General features: G+C 61.9%; 13 protein-coding genes. 8 read left to right on the top strand and 5 right to left on the bottom strand.

Translation table 11 applies throughout. From position 1 onward, the window contains the following. Both arfB and ACQY7R_RS08695 read left to right on the top strand, forming a co-directional pair. Positions 1 to 432, top strand: a complete 432-nt coding sequence (gene arfB / locus ACQY7R_RS08700; RefSeq protein ID WP_428305218.1) for an alternative ribosome rescue aminoacyl-tRNA hydrolase ArfB — start codon at positions 1 to 3, stop codon at positions 430 to 432. Positions 433 to 561: 129 nt separating this feature from the next. Next, positions 562 to 3,171 carry a beta strand repeat-containing protein gene (locus ACQY7R_RS08695; protein ID WP_428305217.1) on the top strand — a complete coding sequence of 870 codons (2,610 nt, stop codon included), beginning with the start codon at positions 562 to 564 and terminating at the stop codon, positions 3,169 to 3,171. Positions 3,172 to 3,238: 67 nt separating this feature from the next. Here ACQY7R_RS08695 and ACQY7R_RS08690 read toward each other — a convergent pair whose 3' ends face one another. From ACQY7R_RS08690 to ACQY7R_RS08675, 4 genes are all read right to left on the bottom strand, one after another. Next, a complete protein-coding gene (locus ACQY7R_RS08690; protein ID WP_428305216.1) occupies positions 3,239 to 5,842 on the bottom strand; it encodes an HAD family acid phosphatase in 2,604 nt (867 codons plus the stop codon). A 449-nt stretch (positions 5,843 to 6,291) separates the two neighbouring features. Continuing rightward, positions 6,292 to 6,717 carry a hypothetical protein gene (locus ACQY7R_RS08685; protein WP_428305215.1) on the bottom strand — a complete coding sequence of 142 codons (426 nt, stop codon included), beginning with the start codon at positions 6,715 to 6,717 and terminating at the stop codon, positions 6,292 to 6,294. 11 nt (positions 6,718 to 6,728) lie between these two features. Then, a complete protein-coding gene (locus tag ACQY7R_RS08680) occupies positions 6,729 to 7,169 on the bottom strand; it encodes a hypothetical protein (protein ID WP_428305214.1) in 441 nt (146 codons plus the stop codon). Between the two features lie 218 nt (positions 7,170 to 7,387). Then, positions 7,388 to 8,206 (bottom strand): hypothetical protein, encoded by an 819-nt coding sequence (locus ACQY7R_RS08675; protein WP_428305213.1) that lies wholly within the window; start codon positions 8,204 to 8,206, stop codon positions 7,388 to 7,390. Positions 8,207 to 8,325: 119 nt separating this feature from the next. On the opposite strand from ACQY7R_RS08675, the gene ACQY7R_RS08670 reads away from it, so the two are divergent. From ACQY7R_RS08670 to ACQY7R_RS08645, 6 genes are all read left to right on the top strand, one after another. Further along, on the top strand, positions 8,326 to 9,453 hold the full coding sequence (locus ACQY7R_RS08670) for a hypothetical protein (protein WP_428305212.1): 1,128 nt from the start codon (positions 8,326 to 8,328) through the stop codon (positions 9,451 to 9,453). A 536-nt stretch (positions 9,454 to 9,989) separates the two neighbouring features. Beyond that, positions 9,990 to 10,682 carry a MotA/TolQ/ExbB proton channel family protein gene (locus tag ACQY7R_RS08665; RefSeq protein WP_428305211.1) on the top strand — a complete coding sequence of 231 codons (693 nt, stop codon included), beginning with the start codon at positions 9,990 to 9,992 and terminating at the stop codon, positions 10,680 to 10,682. Between the two features lie 61 nt (positions 10,683 to 10,743). Next, a complete protein-coding gene (locus tag ACQY7R_RS08660) occupies positions 10,744 to 11,190 on the top strand; it encodes an ExbD/TolR family protein (protein WP_428305210.1) in 447 nt (148 codons plus the stop codon). 4 nt (positions 11,191 to 11,194) lie between these two features. Continuing rightward, on the top strand, positions 11,195 to 12,445 hold the full coding sequence (locus ACQY7R_RS08655) for a VWA domain-containing protein (RefSeq protein WP_428305209.1): 1,251 nt from the start codon (positions 11,195 to 11,197) through the stop codon (positions 12,443 to 12,445). Positions 12,446 to 12,636: 191 nt separating this feature from the next. After that, a complete protein-coding gene (locus ACQY7R_RS08650; protein WP_428305208.1) occupies positions 12,637 to 13,785 on the top strand; it encodes a C45 family autoproteolytic acyltransferase/hydolase in 1,149 nt (382 codons plus the stop codon). Positions 13,786 to 13,897: 112 nt separating this feature from the next. Further along, positions 13,898 to 14,611: a YbaN family protein gene (locus tag ACQY7R_RS08645; protein WP_428305207.1), complete on the top strand. Its 714-nt coding sequence runs from the start codon at positions 13,898 to 13,900 to the stop codon at positions 14,609 to 14,611. A 103-nt stretch (positions 14,612 to 14,714) separates the two neighbouring features. Here the strand turns inward: ACQY7R_RS08645 and ACQY7R_RS08640 are convergent, their stop codons facing one another. After that, on the bottom strand, positions 14,715 to 17,333 hold the full coding sequence (locus tag ACQY7R_RS08640; protein ID WP_428305206.1) for a hypothetical protein: 2,619 nt from the start codon (positions 17,331 to 17,333) through the stop codon (positions 14,715 to 14,717). Positions 17,334 to 17,355 lie beyond the last annotated feature (22 nt).

Below are 17,355 nucleotides of genomic sequence, written 5' to 3'. Positions count from 1 at the left end.
ATGGCCCGTCCTCTGATTGTGAACGCCGCGATCGAAATTCCGGCCGCTGAATTTGGCATCTCCTACGCACGCAGCGCCGGGCCGGGCGGGCAAAACGTCAACAAGGTGAACTCGAAGGCTGTGCTGCGGTGGCGGGTCGTCGACTCGCCGAGTTTGCCCGTGGCGGTGCGGCAGCGGTTCTTGCAGCATTTCGGCAGCCGCCTGACGAACGACGGCGAGATCGTCATCGCCAGCGACGAACACCGCGAGCAGCCGCGGAATCTCACCGCCTGTTACGACCGCCTGCGGGCGATGTTGCTGTCGGTCGCCCAGCCGCCGCGACGGCGGATCAAGACGCGGCCGTCGCGCGGGTCGGTAGAACGCCGCATTGAATCGAAGCAGCGGAATTCCGAAAAGAAACAGCAGCGCCGCGGCGGTTTTTCCGCGGATTAAGCGTGCTAGCGTCCGTTGCCGGCGCTCCTCTCGCTGCGAATCAGTCTAGGCCGATTCTTGGTCGCTTGGTATGAAACCGCTCGGTCATTGGAAGACCGTGCGCGCAATGCGAGCTATCTCGGAGAGATCATGCGAAGGATCGTCGCTTCACTTGTCATTCTACTGTCGTCCCCTGCCCTCGCGCTGGCTCAGCTCAATCCGCTGAACTACGCGGTGCTCGACAATGGATTGGGCCTCAACCCGATTCTCAGCGGCACGGCCACGGCGTCGATTGTCACCACGTCGACTTCGGGGACGTTCACTTACGGCACGACGGTCTACAACGCGATCATGACGCCGCAGGTCAGCGGGCCCGACATCGCGGTCTTTACGTTCTCGAACATCAATCTCGGCGGACTCGCGACGTCGTTGACGATCACCGGCACGAATCCGGTTGCGATCCTTTCGCAGCAAAACATCGTTACGATTCCGATTGCCATTAACGGCGGTAACGCGAGCGGGGGCGTCGCTGGAACAGCAGGCGTTGGCGGCGGCGCGGGCGGAACGAATGGCCATGCCGGCGTTGGCACGACGGCGGGCGCCGGGGGCGTTTCGGGCGGCGGCGGCGGCGGCGGCTTCGGCGGCGTGGGCGGTACGGGCGCCGGCACTGGCGGCGGCGTGGGCGGTGCGGCGAACGTCGGCAGCCTCGTCATTGGCGGCAGCGGCGGCGGCGGCGGCGGGTTCAGCTCGGGCGGCGGCGGCGGCGGCGGTCTGGAAATCGGCGCCATCAACTCGATCTCGCTCGGCGGCACGGTTGCCATCACTGCGAACGGCGGCAACGGTTCGACCGGCGGCGCGGGCAACGGCGGCGGCGGCAGCGGCGGCCTCATTTACATTCACGGCAAGCAAGTCATCCCCCTGGCCTCGCAAACAATCTCTGCGAACGGCGGCACGGCGACCAACCAGGGCGGCGGCGGCGCTGGCGGTAAGGTCATCATCGACGGCCTGCAAGGCGCCGATCCGAATTCGCGCGGCGTGCCGATCGAAACATCGTTCACTGGTACCGTGCTGCAAGCGAAGGGCGGCACGACCGGAACTGGCGGCGTCGGCGGAGCGGGCAGCATTGTGCTGACGCCCTCGCTGCCGATCGTGACAACGCTGAACATTACGCTCGACGGGTTGCCGATCACGCTCAACGGGACCGAAGTCAACTCGGGCGCCCGCGTGACGTACGTCATTCAGCGCGACCTGCAGGTGGGAACGAACCAAAATGGCGTCCAACCGGGCCAAGCGCAACTCGCGGTCAACGAACCATTGGCGGCGGACGCGAAGCTGTCGATCATGGCGTCGGGAACGTTCAAGACAAACGCCTTCAAGCAAACCGTTGCGAAGCTAGCCGGCAACGGCAAGTTGCAACTCGACGCCGGCGGCACGGTTTCGATCAGTAACAGCTCAACGATTGACTTTGATTTCACGGGCTCGATTGAAGGGACGGGGACGCTGGAGAAGGCGGGCAGCGGCACGCTCATTCGCCGGACGAACCTGCTGGTTCCCGGTACGGTGAACAACGCGGCCGGCACGCTTGCGATTGAAGGCGCCACGATCAAAGCGGATACGGCGTTCACCAATGCGGCAGGCGCCGTGGTGAAGCTCAATGGCGTCGGCAGTTCGATCGTGTCGCCGACGTTGACGAACGCGGGCCAAATCGTCGGATCGGGCACGGTTAACGCCGATTTGACGAACGCCTCAACCGGTACGATTCGCCTCATGGAAGCCGATTCGCAGATCTACAGCGGCGCCGTGAACACGAACTCCGGCAACATCAGTTTGTTGGGCGGCGTTGTTCAGTTTACCAATCCTGTCACGAACTCCGCGGTCACCGGCGGCATGTCGGGACGCGGGACGATGATCTTCGGCGGCGCCGGCCTCACGAACAACGGCTTCTTGGCGTTCAGCGGCGGCAACTCAGATATTCTCGGCGACGTCACTAACGCCGCTGGCGGCGCCGTGTCGACCGTCGGTCGATCGGTCAGCAGCTTCTACGGGGACTTTGTCAATCAAGGAACCGTGCTCACCGCGACCGGCGCCACCACGGTCTTCCTCGCCACGCAAACGGGCGGCGGCTCGTTCACCGGCGGCGGCACCGTCGAGTACTTCGGCCCGATCGTGCCAGGTAACAGCCCGGCCATGATTTCCTACGGCGGCAACGTCGTCTTCGGTCCGGCGGCGACGCTGCAGATCGAACTCGGCGGCACGACGCGCGGCAGCAAGTACGATGCGCTGAACATTGCCGGTAACCTCGCCGCGGATGGAGCACTGGCCGTTTCGTTGATCAACGGCTTCGTGCCGTCGATCGGGCAGACGTTCGACATTCTGAACTGGGGATCGCTGACCGGCGGCTTCTCGAGCATTCACTTGCCGTCGTTGCCTGGGCGGGCATGGGATACGTCGCAGCTTTACCAGACCGGCACGCTGCGCATCGTCGCGCCAGTGATTAGCGGCGACTTCGACGGCAACGGGTTCGTCGATTCGAACGACCTCGCGGGCTGGAAGTCTAACTTCGGCATGACGACCGGCGCCACGCGGGCGCAGGGCGACGCGGACGGCGACGGCGACGTCGATGGCGCCGACTTCATGGCCTGGCAGCAGACGTTCGGCCAAACGACCGCCACGCCTGCGACGGCGGCGGTGCCGGAGGCGAGCGGTTTGGCGCTCGCGCTGCTTGCGATGCTGGGCGGCATGGCCGTGCGGCGGCGGTAAGCTGCGGGCGGCGGTGCGTCGCTTGTAGTCGACCGACGGGCTGCAGACGGCGGATCGCCTGCTGGTCTCACGACTCTGGCGAATCAATCCATGGGTCGAGGAAGTACATTTTTGGCGTCGTGGTCACGTTTCGCGGCAGCCGCACTCGCAGGTCGGACGGAGTACGAGCCGAGCCTTCGTCTTCGGCAACGGAGACTTTTGGCAGCGAGGCGGCCAGCGATTGCAGGAACGAACCGTAGACCGGATTGGGAAGCTGAATCCAGCAATGCCCCCATTTTGCTGCGTGAGTTGCTACGGCCTTCCGACGTTCGTTGGGGGGGACTCGATGGTGAAATTCTGCGCTGAAATCGGCCGCATTGTCGCCGAGCTGAAGGATGACCTCATACCCTAAGTTTTCGCGGATATGGTTGTAGTGTGCGAATTTGTCGTCGTTCGGCGTCGAGCCGACGGGCACCGCGAAGCCTCGCATGAACAGGCTCGTGATCGCAGGGTCAGTCGAATCGGCGTCCGCGACGGGGATGGATTGGAATTGCGCGAGATTTTGCACCGTCGCTGCGCGCACCTCTTCGCGCCTGCTCGTCACGAAGAAGACTCTGAGATTGGGGTGGTCCGCAGCCAACCACTTATAGAACTCAGCGACTGAGGGTAGGAGTTTCGACTGCATGCTCAGGCAGTATCGAGCCCATGAGCCGCGCTCGTTGAAGTTTCGTCCAAGGGCGACAAGCGACTCGTTGTAGGCGGAGTTGTCAAACAGCGTCTCATCGAGGTCGGTCGTGATGCAATATCGCTTCTCTGGATCGGCGTCGCTCATCGCCGCAGCAATTCGCATCTTCGCGATGGCGTAGGCCTGGTGGACGCATGCTTCCAGCTCCGCGCTGGCCTGTTGCCACAGCATGGCATCAACGTTGTTGTGGTGGAGATAGCCGGGGCTCAACGGCGGCATCTCTTTCCGCAGCTGGTCGGCGAGATCCTGGGCGAGAGCGGTCATCGTCAGCGTCGGATTCCATGAGCCGCTTTTCGGCCATAATCCAGCGCCAGTGACGTAGACGTTCTTGACGCCATGAGGTCGGTAGTCGGCGCCGACGACGCCTTTGCCGTCAACGTCGTCCATCCACAACGAAGATCCTTCGTGCACCAGCGCGGGGACGCGCCGCTCTATCTCTGAGGGGCAATTGACGGTCCACTCGCCTGAGTGTGGAGTACCATGCCAGTACTCGACGGCATCCTTCCCTTTGGGAGACAGAACTTTTTCAAGCAAGTTGAAAGCGCCCTCGTCCATCGCCTTCCACGTGTGTTCGTCGTTCTCATTCGCAAGGATCTGCAGCAGGACGTTTGTCGTGGGATCGTCGTCGTCGTTGAGCTTCATCCAGCTATCGGGGTTGCGGTGATCGAGTTCGCCCAGTGCGGCGCACACGAATATCAAATGATCGGGAGACGACTGGATTTGCTCCGGAGAGGCCGTGGCGACGACGTCGGGCATGTAGCGCGCCGCCCGTCTGGCGTTTTTCGCCGGATTCGTATCGGACAGGACCGAGAGCTGAATGTGGTACTGCATGCCATCGGGGCTTTTTCCGGCGATGTATATGGCCGCGAGTTCCATCGCCGCCAATTCGTCGGCGAACGGAAAATCTGCGCGTGGGATGCGGGCGACGATCGAGGAAATGAAGTGCGCCGTAAAACGTTGACCGGCGAGGGGCAATTCGGGGAACGAGTTCATCAGCAGCGTTGCAGGCGGCAAGGCCCCCATCGCTAAAATGACGCGTGCATCGCGCAGGTTGACCACGCCGCGAGACGTCTTCAGCGCGGTCGCCACGCCGTCTTCTTGCACAATGCGCTCGACCCGAACATTGCACACGACTCGCAGCGGAGAGCCCTCGCCGGTTTCCGCGAGACGCGCTTGCTTCATTGCCAGATCGAGCAACGGCGCAGGGGTCGAGAACTTGGCGAAGTCGAGATCCTCTTGAACACCCGCGCCTACGGCGATCGGCGCAGCCATGCTGCGCGTCGCACTGCCGACGTCTTGGAGTTTGGCGGCGACTTGCGCTTGAAGGGCGCGCTGCATCGTACCGTAGATCGGCCGGCGCCGGGCCGCCATGGCAATGCCGGCGTCGTCTAGGCCCTCGTCGATCTTGTCCGCCGAGACGACGTTGAGAAGTCGCTCTGCGTCTTCAAAATTTCGGCGTGCGGCGGAAATCATATTCAGCGACCAGCCAGCCATCTCGTCGTCGGTCGGACGGGGGCACCACGCGCTCCACAAGATGCTCCGCCCGCCGAAGAAGGGGACCATGCCGTGCTGCCAACTGATTTTTCCTGCTGGTTGCTGCGCAGTCTTCGCCGACAGCGTCCACGGGAAGGTCTCGCTCAGCCCTCCCAGCGTCTGCTGATACGGGAGAGGCAGATTTTGAAAGTGTTCTGGCAAGAAAAACGGGCCGCGTTCAAGCACAAGGATGCGTGCTCCGGGCTCATGCTCGAGCGTGCGTTCGACGAACGCGAGCGCGCAAAACCCGCTGCCCACCACGACGTAATCGAACTGCTCCTTCTCGCGGATGGCCTTCCAGCCGGTTTCACTCGAGAAGAATACGTGATCCAGCACCTGTTGAGGCGTGGGCTCCTGCGGACCGGGCGTCGGAAAGCCGAAATTGAAGTTCTCTGATGCAGCTGCAGCGCCCATTTGACTTTGCTCTTGCTGGTGTTGATGCGAAAGTAAAGAGAGTGCGTCCTAAGCAGTTACGCCAACTGCTGCGCTTCACAAAGGTGCCGCGGTTTTCCATGGCCGAAGATTCGGGTTTCCCGAGCGGCGGGTCGTCCGTCGCGAAGACAGCGCAAGGATCGGCGGTCGCCCGCGTTGCGCCACTCCCCGCTTCGTGCGCGCACCCCTATTGCACGGGGGGAAGCGGCTTGACCGCGAAAAGCACATCTAGCGACGAATGTATACGCAAGATGGCATTTGTCCAGAAGAATCGAGACGTATTTTTTTTAGTTGCTCGAAATAGGAGCTTTCGGCGGACGGCATGTCGGCGCGGAGCGTCGGCGTGTTGTCGTGGTGGTTTGCGTTCCGCTAGATTCGCACGCTCATGCCCCATGGCAAGCGCATGACGCCCGGCGAGCATGCCCCCTGCGCTACTGCACTGAAGGTGGAGTTGGCTCCGCGTCCCCGCGTGATTCTTGCCTAAGCATTTTGCCAAGCTGCGTTTTGAAAAACGTCGAACTGACTTCGCAAAGAATCGCGTGTGCGGTCTCTTCCGAGATCACGCTGAATCCTCGAGCGTCTTTTTCGTCGCTGTAGGCGGCGATGCAGGGATAGGGATCGCCGACAAATTGCATGTCGATCACCGTCAAGTGGATATCCTGGGCCGGTAAATTCAATGATCTCTCCACGCGTCGCGCGATCGAGCCAAGAAAGATCTTCGTGAATGGAGCGAGGCCGGTAGGCGTATCGCACAGCGATTCCAACTCGATGGGCCAGTAAGAGACGTCGTACTGAATGCGGGGATGCCCCGAGTATGGGAAGTCGTGGGCCAATCTTTCGGGATTGAAGTCGCTCATGGGCGCATCGCTCACTTCACGGAGACGGAGTATGTTTGGCCGTCCCAGGTGAACAGTGCCGGCGTTTCGCTTGTAGAGTAGACGCCGTCCGCCTTGCTAATACTCAACTGATCGCGGAGCGCGTAGCCGGCGTTGACCCCCTCGACGGCGGTGAGCAGTGTGCCGTCGCCCTTCAGCACCATCTTGGCGCAGTTCTGCGGCTGCACGTGGTCGGCGAGCAACGTCACTTCGGCAATGTACAGGCCGGAATTCGGGTCGCGTCTTGCGAGGCTTCCGGTGGTGTGCCCCTGAACGCTGCCCACGGTGATCACGGTCGGGGAGGGCTTGTCGGCGCACTCGATGCGATACTTCACGACCTGGGCGTCATCGGTGTCGAGAATCGACTGCACGATCACGCGAAACTGACCCGGGGCGAGCGCCACAGGCACGGTCGTAGATTCGTAGCGAGACAATGCGGCCCGCACCTTGGAAAGGCGTTGGTTTTGAACGATTATCGCTAAGCCTAGGGCGATGAATGCTGTGGCGACAGCTATCGCCCTTGATGAGAAACGAAATCGTTGGCGTCCGCACTCGGAAGCGACGGCCGGTGAGGCTGAGGATGTGCTCATGCGCTGGTTTTTTGAATTGCGAGGTAATCGGGGATGAGGTGAGCGCTGCTTTTCGAGGCGGCTCAGTTGCCGTACCACTCGATGTCGCATTTGGTATGCGCTTTCTTGAAGTCGAGCACCTCCTCGGTGGTAACGTCATTGGCTGACAGATCGACGTCGGTCAAATGGGGCATTTGCGCCAGGTATTGAAAGACGTCGCTCGTCACTTTCGTCATCGAGATGCCGAGGTCTTTCAGCTGTTGGCAGTTGATCAGCGTCTTGACGCCGGCGTCGGTGACGGCGGTGTTGTAGAGATCAAGTTCTTCCAGATGCGGGTGCCGTGAGAGAAACTCCAGTCCGTGGTCGGTGACTGGGGCGCCTCGCAATCCAAGGTTCTGCAAATGCGGCAGCGCGGCGAGGTCGTGCAGAAACGCGTCGGTGAGGCCGGTGGCATTTAGTTGCAGGAAATCCAGGTTCGTAATCTGGGAAAGCGTCGACGCCGAAGCATCGGTGACGCGCGTCGACTGGAGCCACAACTCGCGAAGAGGTAGGTGAGCGATTTTTTTCAGTCCGTCGTCGTCGATTGCCGTGCTACTCAGGTCGAGTTCTCGCAACTCTGACAGCACGGCGAGATGCGCGAGGAGTTCGTCTGTGACGTTAGCTTCTGTCAAATTGACGCTGTTCACCTGCCCACGAAAGTCTGACGCGAACCAGTCGTCGATCCAGGAAGACGATCCCGGCGCCATGCGCACCTTGCCGCCCGCCGCCTCGATGGCTGCGATTGCGGCTCGTCGCTGTCGCGTACCGTGGGCGTACCAAGCGAGGACGACGCTGACGGCTGTGATCGCGAGCAAGAGCGACCGCAGGGAAACTTTGAGCCAGCGTCTCGATGGTCGCGTCATCTTGCTTGATCCTGCGCTCTGGATAGATGCCGCTGCTAGCGGCATGTAACTCGTCTCGACAACTCGGTATGGTATGGCTGGCGGCCGCCTGGACTTTTCACGGCATTGAAAGGCTCTTCATGTTCTCAGGTCATGTTCGATGGGCGATGCTGAGCGTGATCGCCAGCTTGCTGCCTCTACTTCACTGTCAAGCGTTAGCCGCTGGCGAAGAAGACGTCACAGTGATTATTAGCTACCCGCTGGACGGCCTGCCAGTCTGGAGCGTTGACGCTGCAGGCGAACCGCAGTTCGATGCTTCGCTGCTCATCGCCCACATCAAGGGTGAGGTCGAGCCAGAAGGTTGGAAAGTAGGAGAAGTTGATGTCATTGAAAACGCGGAAGGCAACTGTCTCGTCGCCGTTGCCCCTCGGAACCTCCATAAGAAGATAAGCCAATTTTTAGCACGCCAGCACGCCTTCGCGCGGCATGACGTCGAAGCCGGACTTCAAGAAAACCTAGCGACAGCCGCTGACGCGAACCAGCAAGTGCTGCTATTCGCCGCGGAGCCAAACTCAAAGGAGACGGGCGCATTCTTCGCCGCGAGGTTCGACGAGAAGAGCCCAGAATCGCTGAAAGCGGCTTTCGACAACTTTGTAATCCAGTGCATGTCGCCAACTCAAGCCAAATCTTTGAGTTGTTGGGGCGAACTGCCGCCGCCCGCTGGGTCGCCCCGCCTCGCAGTCCTCCGCGCTGATGGTTCAGTTGTCGCGCTGAGCGACTTCGCCGAATTTTGCGAATCAGGACTGGTTAAGGCGGAAAGACTTTCGGAGTTCCTCTCGCAGCATGCCCAGGAGTTTTGCAATGCGAAGGAGACGCTACAAGCGGCGCTGTCTCAAGCGTCCAGAGAGGATAAGCGGGTGCTAGTGCAAATGGGCGGGCCAAACTGCGCCCCATGCATCATGCTGACGCGATATCTCGATAGTCAAAGCGAGCTAATGTCGAAAGATTTCATTCGCGTGAAGCTCGATAACCGCATGCCTCACTCCGCCGAGTTGAGCGCCGAGTTTGTCGACGGAGTCGGAGTGATTCCGTGGATGGCGATTCTGTCGAGCGACGGCGAAGTCCTCGCGAACAGCGTTGGCGAGGAAGGCAATATTGGGTTTCCCAGCGGGGACGCGGCGAAAGCGCATTTCAGGAAAATGTTGACGACGACTCGCCGGCATTTGTCGGACGCCGAGATTGAGTCGATCGTCGAAGCCATTCCTTGAAGACATTCGGGCGCGGCGGGCGGCGTGTCGTCGCGGAGCGTCGACATGTTTGCAGCAGTTTGCCTTGAGCTTGGGTTCACATGCTCACGCCTCGCGGCAAGAGCATGGCGCCCGGCGAGGGAAGATGGACACGCTAAAGGTGGGTGCGAGCACCCACCCTACCAAGTCGATGTTCGCGTCGTTAATTCGTCGACTGTTTCGCCCGCTCCGACGGCAATCGTTGCGATCGCTGCAAATGGCGTGAGCTGATTTCGGGCGGCGATTTCCCGTCGAGCGCCTGTTTGTCCAGCGCCGCAAGCGGTCCAACTGTGCTGGTTGTGAGGTTCGCGCCGCCCTCCTCCGCCCTCCTCCGCCCCGTCCGTCGAATCAGTTTGCCGCTGGAAAATAGGGCGACTATGATGCCAGCATGGTTTGTGCGCTAGGGCGACTCGTTGAGTGACTTGGCAGTGCGAACCGTTCGGCCGGGGGGCCGAGTGCTCGTTCGAGCGTTAGTCGCGTCACCTCTCGCGGTTTTCCATTCGGAGTGATCGTTCGTCATGCTGACTCATCTTCTATTGCGGTTGACCCTTGTCGGCGCCGAATGGGTGCTGTGGGTGTTGGTGATCTTGAGCTTCATCAGCATTGCGCTGATCGTCGATCGCTGCATCTACTTTTACATGCGGAAGGTTAACGCCGACGAGTTGGCCGAGCAGCTTGAACAGCGGTTGCAGCAGGGAGACGTCCGCGGGGCGTGGGACCTGGTGAAAGATAATGAGGCGATCGAATGCCAGGTCGTCGCGGCCGGGCTGCCGGCGCTGCGGCGCGGGGCGACGGCGTGCGGCGAGGCGATGCTCGCGGCGAAGTCGCGGTTGCGGCCGGTGGTGGACGCCCGACTGTCCATCTTGGCTACCATCGGCAGTAACGCCCCGTTCGTCGGGTTGCTCGGTACGGTGCTCGGCATTGTCAAGGCGGCCCACGATTTGTCGGGCGCCTCGGACGGGGGAGCCGGTGATCCGAACGCCGTGATGGCGGGCGTGTTCGAGGCCCTCGTGGCGACCGCCGTCGGTCTGTTCGTCGCCATTCCGGCGGTCGTCGGATTCAACCTGCTGCAACGCCGCGTCCGCAACACGATGGCGAACGTCGATTCGCTGGCCCACATGGTGCTGGCCAACGTGCGGGTCGAGGGCGCCAAGAAGGGCCCTGGATCGGAGATTCCGGCTGTTCCGCCGGCGCCCACCGCTAGAATATAGAGCCCCGTCTGCCCGCCAGCGTGCATGTTCCACCCCGTTCAATCATACTGAGATTTAGACCATGGGTGCTTCGGTCGGTTCGGGCTTCTCGGACGAAGACGATTCGGTAATGAGCGACATCAACGTGACGCCGCTCGTCGACGTCGTGTTGGTGCTGCTGATTGTGTTCATGATCACGGTGCCGGCGATCGTGGCTTCGGCACCGATCAAGGTCGACTTGCCGGAGTCAGGCTCCGTGGAGGTGGCGAGCGAGCTGCCGCCGATCACGGTGTCGGTGAGCCGCGGGGCCGACGGCGCCGTGGTGTTGTTCATGAATGATCAACAGACGGACGAGCCAGGGCTGCGGCGTTTGATCGACGAACTCGGAATCGCCCGCGATAACCAACGAGTGAATCTCGCCGCGGACCAAGATATTGCTTACGGCGAAGTGATTCGCGTGATGGATTTGTTGCACGAGCTCGGTTTGCAGAAGATTGCCGTCGACACGAAACATGTCAGCGGTCGGTAAATTGATGTCGGTTCAAGCCCTGAATTCCGCTGATAGCCGCCTCGCTTCTGCGCCGGCGATGCGCGCGGATGCCGACTCCCAGCGGGAAGACGGGGACGATTCGCCGCGCCGCGGCTCGTGGTTCAGCATTGAAGCGGCGCCGCCGTGGTTGGTCTCGATGATCAGCCATATGGCAATGATTCTGGTGCTGGGGCTCGCCTATCAGGCGGCGCCGAAAGACGTTGGCGTGGAGCTGACGATCAATCCGGGCGATCCGGGGCTGACCGATTTCGACGCGGGCGGCGGCGGCAATGGCGGCGACGGGTTAGGCCAACCGCTCGACGAGATGCTCAATAGTGAGATGGACAACCTCGACGTTGGCGCCGCGGAGGTGCCGATCGAAGGCGAGACCCTCACTGACATGGCCAACCCGCAGTTGGAGTCGCTGATCGGCATGGCGGCGCCTGACGCGGAATTCCGCGAATCGTTTGCCGCTAACGCGGGTTCGCTGCTTGCTTCGAGCGGCGGCACGATTGAAGGGACCGGCACAGGCGACGGCGGTTCAGGAACCGGCACCGGCGGCGGCCATGGCGCCGGCAAAGGAACAGGCACCGGCGACGGCGAAGGGCCGGGCCACGCTTACACGAGCATGTTCGGCCTTGCGGGCGAAGGCGGAAACTTTGTTTACGCGTTCGACCGTTCGCAGAGCATGAACTCGGTCTTCACCTACCAGATCGATGGCGACCGCAGTCTTACGGTGACGCCGCTCGAGGCGGCGAAGAACGAACTCATTCGCAGCCTCGGCGATTTGAATGAAGGCTGCCGCTTTCAGATCGTGTTCTACAACGATATCGCGGTGATGTTCGGCGGCGCCCCGACGATGTACACCGCCACTTACGAGAACAAAGAGCAAGCCAAGTCCTTCGTCGAGAACATGAAGGCCGAGGCGAACACGAACCATAACATCGCGCTCGAAAACGCGCTGCAGTGCAACCCTGACATGATCTTTCTGATGACTGACGGCGAAGCGAAGGACGATCCCTCGCCAAGCGATGTGCGGCGGATCGTGCGCCACTGCAAGAAGAACAACATCAAGATCAACGTCGTCCATTTCTGCTTCGAGATCCGCGAGAACTGCTCGCTGATTCAACTGGCCGAGGGAACTGGGGGCCAGCATCGTTTCGTGACGCTGCGCGAGCTGGCGCATCAGAAGATGCAGGCTGATCGCGGCACGCCGGTGCTGCGGCCGGTGGAAGCGCTGCCTTCGCTGGATTAAGGCGGGCTGCGGGGTCTGCCCTGTCGGCGATTTCTTCGGGCAATCGGCAACGCCAGATTGCGATAGCTCAGCTGGCATTATGTTGGCAATCGACGTAGGATGTGCGGCTAGCGCCTGTTGGTGCAGTCAACAGGGCGTCGTGTCCTCTTCTTTTTTGCTTGCCATGTCGGGCTTCAAACGCTGGAGGCTGTATGCGTCGTTGGCCATTGAGTCGGGTGTTCGTGCTGTGCAGCTTCGCGTGGTTGCTATTTACTGCAGCAACCGTCGATGCCAAAACGCTTGGCCGTTACGGGGCTGGGTGGCTCGAGGAGATCGACGGCTACCTGGTGCTGCATGTCGAAGGGACGCATCGCGAGATGGGCGTCCAGCATGGGAAGTTGCTGGGGGATCATATCCGCCAGAACGTCGACTATCTCGTGCATCAAAAGGGAGACGAAGCGATTGCGGAGTTGGGGCCGATTGAGATCAAGCCGAACGCCGTCATTGCGCAGATCGTCAACATTCAGCGGCAGCATGTGCCGCAGAAGTATTGGGACGAACTTGAAGGGCTCGCCGAGGGGACCGGTCTGCCGATCGAGGAAGTGCAGGCTGCCAATTTTATTCCCGAGTTGTTCCACTGCAGCGGGTTCGCGCTGATGAACTCGGCGACGAAAGACGGCACGCTGTACCATGGCCGGGTGCTCGACTATGGCGTCGATCTCAAGCTGCAAGAACATGCGGTGCTGATCGTCGCGAAGCCGAAAGGAGGCGTGCCGTTCGTCAACGTGACGTACGCCGGCTTCATCGGTTCAGTGACGGGGATGAACGCCGCGCACGTGTCGATCGGCGAGATGGGGGGCAAGGGGCTCGGCCAATGGAACGGCGTGCCGATGGCGTTCCTCGTCCGCGAGGTGTTGGAGTCGGCGGGCGATTTGGATGAGGCGGTGGCGGTATTTCGCGATTCGCCGCGGACGTGCGAATACTATTTTGTGATCGCCGACGGCAAATCGAACCGCGCCGTCGGCATGGAGGCGGGGGCTAGTAAGTTCAGCCTCGTGCAACCGAACACGAGCCACCCGCTGTTGCCACGGCCGGTGAAGGACGCCGTGCTCCTCTCGGCGGGCGAGCGATACAACCATTTGGTCGACGGGGCGGAGGCGAAGTGGGGCGAGTTCACCGCCGAAGATGCGATCCGTCTGATGGATCGGCCGGTGGCGATGAAGTCGAACTTGCACAACGCGTTGTTCGAGCCGAAATCGACGAAGTTTTGGGTGGCGAACGCGAACGCCAAGGGCGAGCCGGCGGCGGAGCAGCCGTATCATGCGTTTCAGCTGAGCGAGTTGCTGGAGCGGAAGCCGTGAGTTGACTCGCCGCGATCGCGGCCTAGTCTGTGAAGATAACGTCGGCGCGTAGCGGTGGCGCCGTTCCGGCCGTTCGGTTCGCACAGTCCGCCCTCGCCTGCCGCTCCTTGCCATGTCGACGCCGTCGCTTCCATCGATTCGCTTCTCGCGCGAGCTGAGCAACGATACGGCGCGGCTCCATAGCCTTGCGGCGGGGTTGCTCAGCCGGCCAGGCGTGCGGGCGGTCGTGATTGATCGCTCGCAGCTCGAAGCGACGTTATTGCCGCAACGCGGGGCAGCGGCGCTGCTGGACGACGTCGCCGTGCACGGCGACGCATTGGCGGCAGAGCAAGGTGCGCTGCCTACGGGCGACGCGTTGGCAGCCGACGAAATCATTCAGTGGGAAGACACGCTGGGCGAAACGCTCTACTGCGTGCGGGCCCAGCAGTTGGCGACCGGTTGGCGCCGCGCGGCGCTCGTTTTGCTCACGGCCGTCGCCCTCCTGCTGGCGGTATTGGGCGTCTTGATTCCTGGGTTGCCGACGACGCCGTTCGTGCTACTGGCAAGTTACGGCTTGATGCGCACCTCGCGGCGGTGGCACAGATGGCTGCTTGATAGCCGGCTGTTTGGCGGCGTGCTGCGGGATTGGCATCTGCACCGCGGGATTGGCGCCCATGTGCGGGTGAAGGCGCTCGCGCTGCTCGTTATCGTCGTCTGCGCGACCTGTTTTTGGCCGACTACGCCGCTCGCCGTGAAGGCGGTCGTGCTCATTGGCGGTATGCTGGGCGGCGCTTACGTGTGGCGGCTGCCGACGGCCGTGATGCCGCGGCGTGCGGAGCGGTCGTAATACATGCCGCTGTTGCGCTTTTAGCCCCGGGCTCCGCCCGGGGGTGGAGTCACGCGCGACGATGTCTAACGGAGTGGTAACTGACCCCCGGCGGAGCCCGGGGCTAGGATGAGAAACGCCGTCGGATAAACAGCGGGGCGGCAACGAGCGCCAGGACCGCTGCAGCGGGTTCTGGGACGACCTGGATGCCGAAGTTCGCGTCGGCGGTCAGGCTGCTCGCGGCGATCGATGCGGTGCGGTAGTAGAGTTTTAGGCCGTTGAGGTCGAGCATCGAGCCCTCGTTGATGACGAGGTGGTCGACGTAGAGGGCATTCGGGAGCGCGCCCCCCTCCTGATTTTGAAACATGTCGACCAGCGAGAGCTGCGCAGGTTCCAGGCCGCCAATGACGAGCGTGTCGAGCGCGAAGTTTTTGTAGAAGCCGGCGAGCGTGGGGCCGCGGTCGGCGCCTGCGGTTTCGAGCGTGGCGACGAGGTCGCTGCCGCCTTCGAAGATGAGCGTTAGGTTGGACAGCCCGGCGAGTTCCTCGGCGTTCGTCGAATGGATGGCGACCTCGTTGGTCGTCAGCGCCGGGTACTCAAAGCGATCGAGTGGTTGCGGGCGGGTGATGTGGATCGTTGTGCCGGCGGCCGCGACGAACTGCGAGCCGCGACCGAACAATAATTCTCCGGCGACGGTGATGCGTGCATCGTCGTTAAGAATCGCCAGCGTTCCGGCAGGTTCAGCGTAAGGCGATGCGCTGCCGACGTGGAGGCGGCGGGTATGGAGGCTGCCGCCGGAGATCGTGTAACTGCTGTTGCGCCCGTTGAGCGCTACGGTTTCAGTGGCGACGACTTCTCCACCAGTTTGAATGAACGAGACGCGTTGATTGGAGTAGAGCTGATCGAGGTCGATCCGACCCGCCTGCAACCGGCCCCCATGCATCTCATACATCGGATGGGCGTCAGAAGTTGTAGTTAGTCGAGGCAGCCGCCCGTCGACTTCCGTGAGAATCGGCGGAGCAGCGCCCAGCGTGTCCGTGGTCGCATGTCCGAAGTTCATCATGTACAAGTAGACGGCGTTCAACTCGAGTGATTCGACGCTGACGGCGCCTCCCCGTTGCGTGAAGTTCGTGGTTAGCTCCTCTGGCGTGATCGAAGTGTACGGAGGCTGGTTGGTTTTAACTTCGATGCGTTCGGCAGTGAGCGTGCCGCCGCTGATTTCATAGCGGCCGTTGTTGACTGCGACCACGTAGGCGTCGACCGTCCCGCCTGTCTGGCGAACTAACCCGGGGATTGCTCCTGGCGTGTGGAATTCAAGGATCGGCCCGCCAGGCGTCGTGGGGGGAAGCGCAGGATGGAGCAGGATTTTGCCGGCGACGTTGATTGTGTGAGTCGCTAACGATCCACCGCGAATTGCCGTGCGATCATCTTCAACGGTTAAGACGCCGCGGCCGAGATTAACTTCGGCGCCGGTTTTCAATTCGAGGCCGAGTAGATTGATCGCAGCTTCTTCCTGCGAACTGGCGAGAAGCTTGCCGGCGACGATAGTGTGATCGGCGATTTGCCCCCAGCCCTCGACGGTGCGGTTGAGTGGAATCGCGAGGTCGTCGCCCGCGAAGTGGACGAGGCCTTGCGTCGAGAATTCGCCGATGCTGGCGAGGTCGAAGTCTCTTGGGAAGATCGTTAGCGAGTTGGCCCCCACGGTGATCTTGGCGTTCTCGGCATGCTGCGGTGCGCCGGCAAAGTTGACGATGGCGGCGCCAGCGTTGAGGGTCGCGCTGCTGCCGGCGAAGTCGATGTTCATGGCTCGCAAGCCTGAGGCGACTTCAAGCGTTCCTCCAGCGAAGTCGTAGCGGCCATGGGCGTCGATGTAGTCGGCTTGGAGCGTCCCGCCGGTTTGGCGACCTGCGCCTGTGGAGTTAATCAGGAGTTGCTCGGTTTCGAGCGAGCCGCCGGTGAGTTCGAAGCGGCCGCGAGAGGGGGCAGGTGTGGGCATGAAGCCCAAGGGGCCCATGCTTGTGACGCTCGTGGTCAACTGCGTGATGCGCGGATACTGAAAATCCGGAAACAACTGGTTGTACGAATTGTCGTATTGCGACGTCAAACCGCCGACGCTTAGGCGATATGCAATTTTCGCGACGCCGCCGCTTTGCCTGAAATAGCCCACGCCCGAAGTCCCGACGTCGGCTTGATAGAGATTCACGCGGCCGCCGCTGAGGTTGTAGTCGCCGCGGCCAAAGTCGTCGGGCGTCAGCAAGGTCCGGGGAGCGAGGGGTGGGTAGAACGAGCGGTCCCCGAGAGTGAGGTGGTCGCTCTGCACTGTGCCGCCAACTTGGTCGATCCGCCCGTAGCCACTCTGGCCGAGGAGGAGGTTTTGCGAGGCGACCGACCCGCCATTGAGCGTCATGAGGCCGACGGAGTTTTTGGCGCCGCCGAGAAAGGCCGAGCGCAGGTCGAGCGATCCGCGGTCGACGATCAGTTCGCCGGCCAGCGTGTTGCCGACCTGGAGTTGCCAGGAGAACGCGTTTCCTCCGTTGATGCGAGCCTTGCCGCCATTGTCGATGAAGGTCGAGTACGCATAGGGACCGGGGACGGGGAAGCTATTGGTCCAGTTGGCGGGCTCAAACCAGTCGCCGACCTCGGCGACGGGGCCGCGCCACGCAGTACCGTCTTGCGCTGCCGCCCGCCCGATGAGCAGCAGGAGCAATAATCCACAGAAAGCGAAGGAGGCTATAATCTTCATGATTCATCCGGAACTGCGGGAG

It is taken from the genome of Lacipirellula sp., from assembly GCF_965279485.1.
GTDB lineage: Bacteria > Planctomycetota > Planctomycetia > Pirellulales > Lacipirellulaceae > Lacipirellula.
This window is presented reverse-complemented; position numbering and strand designations above follow the sequence as displayed.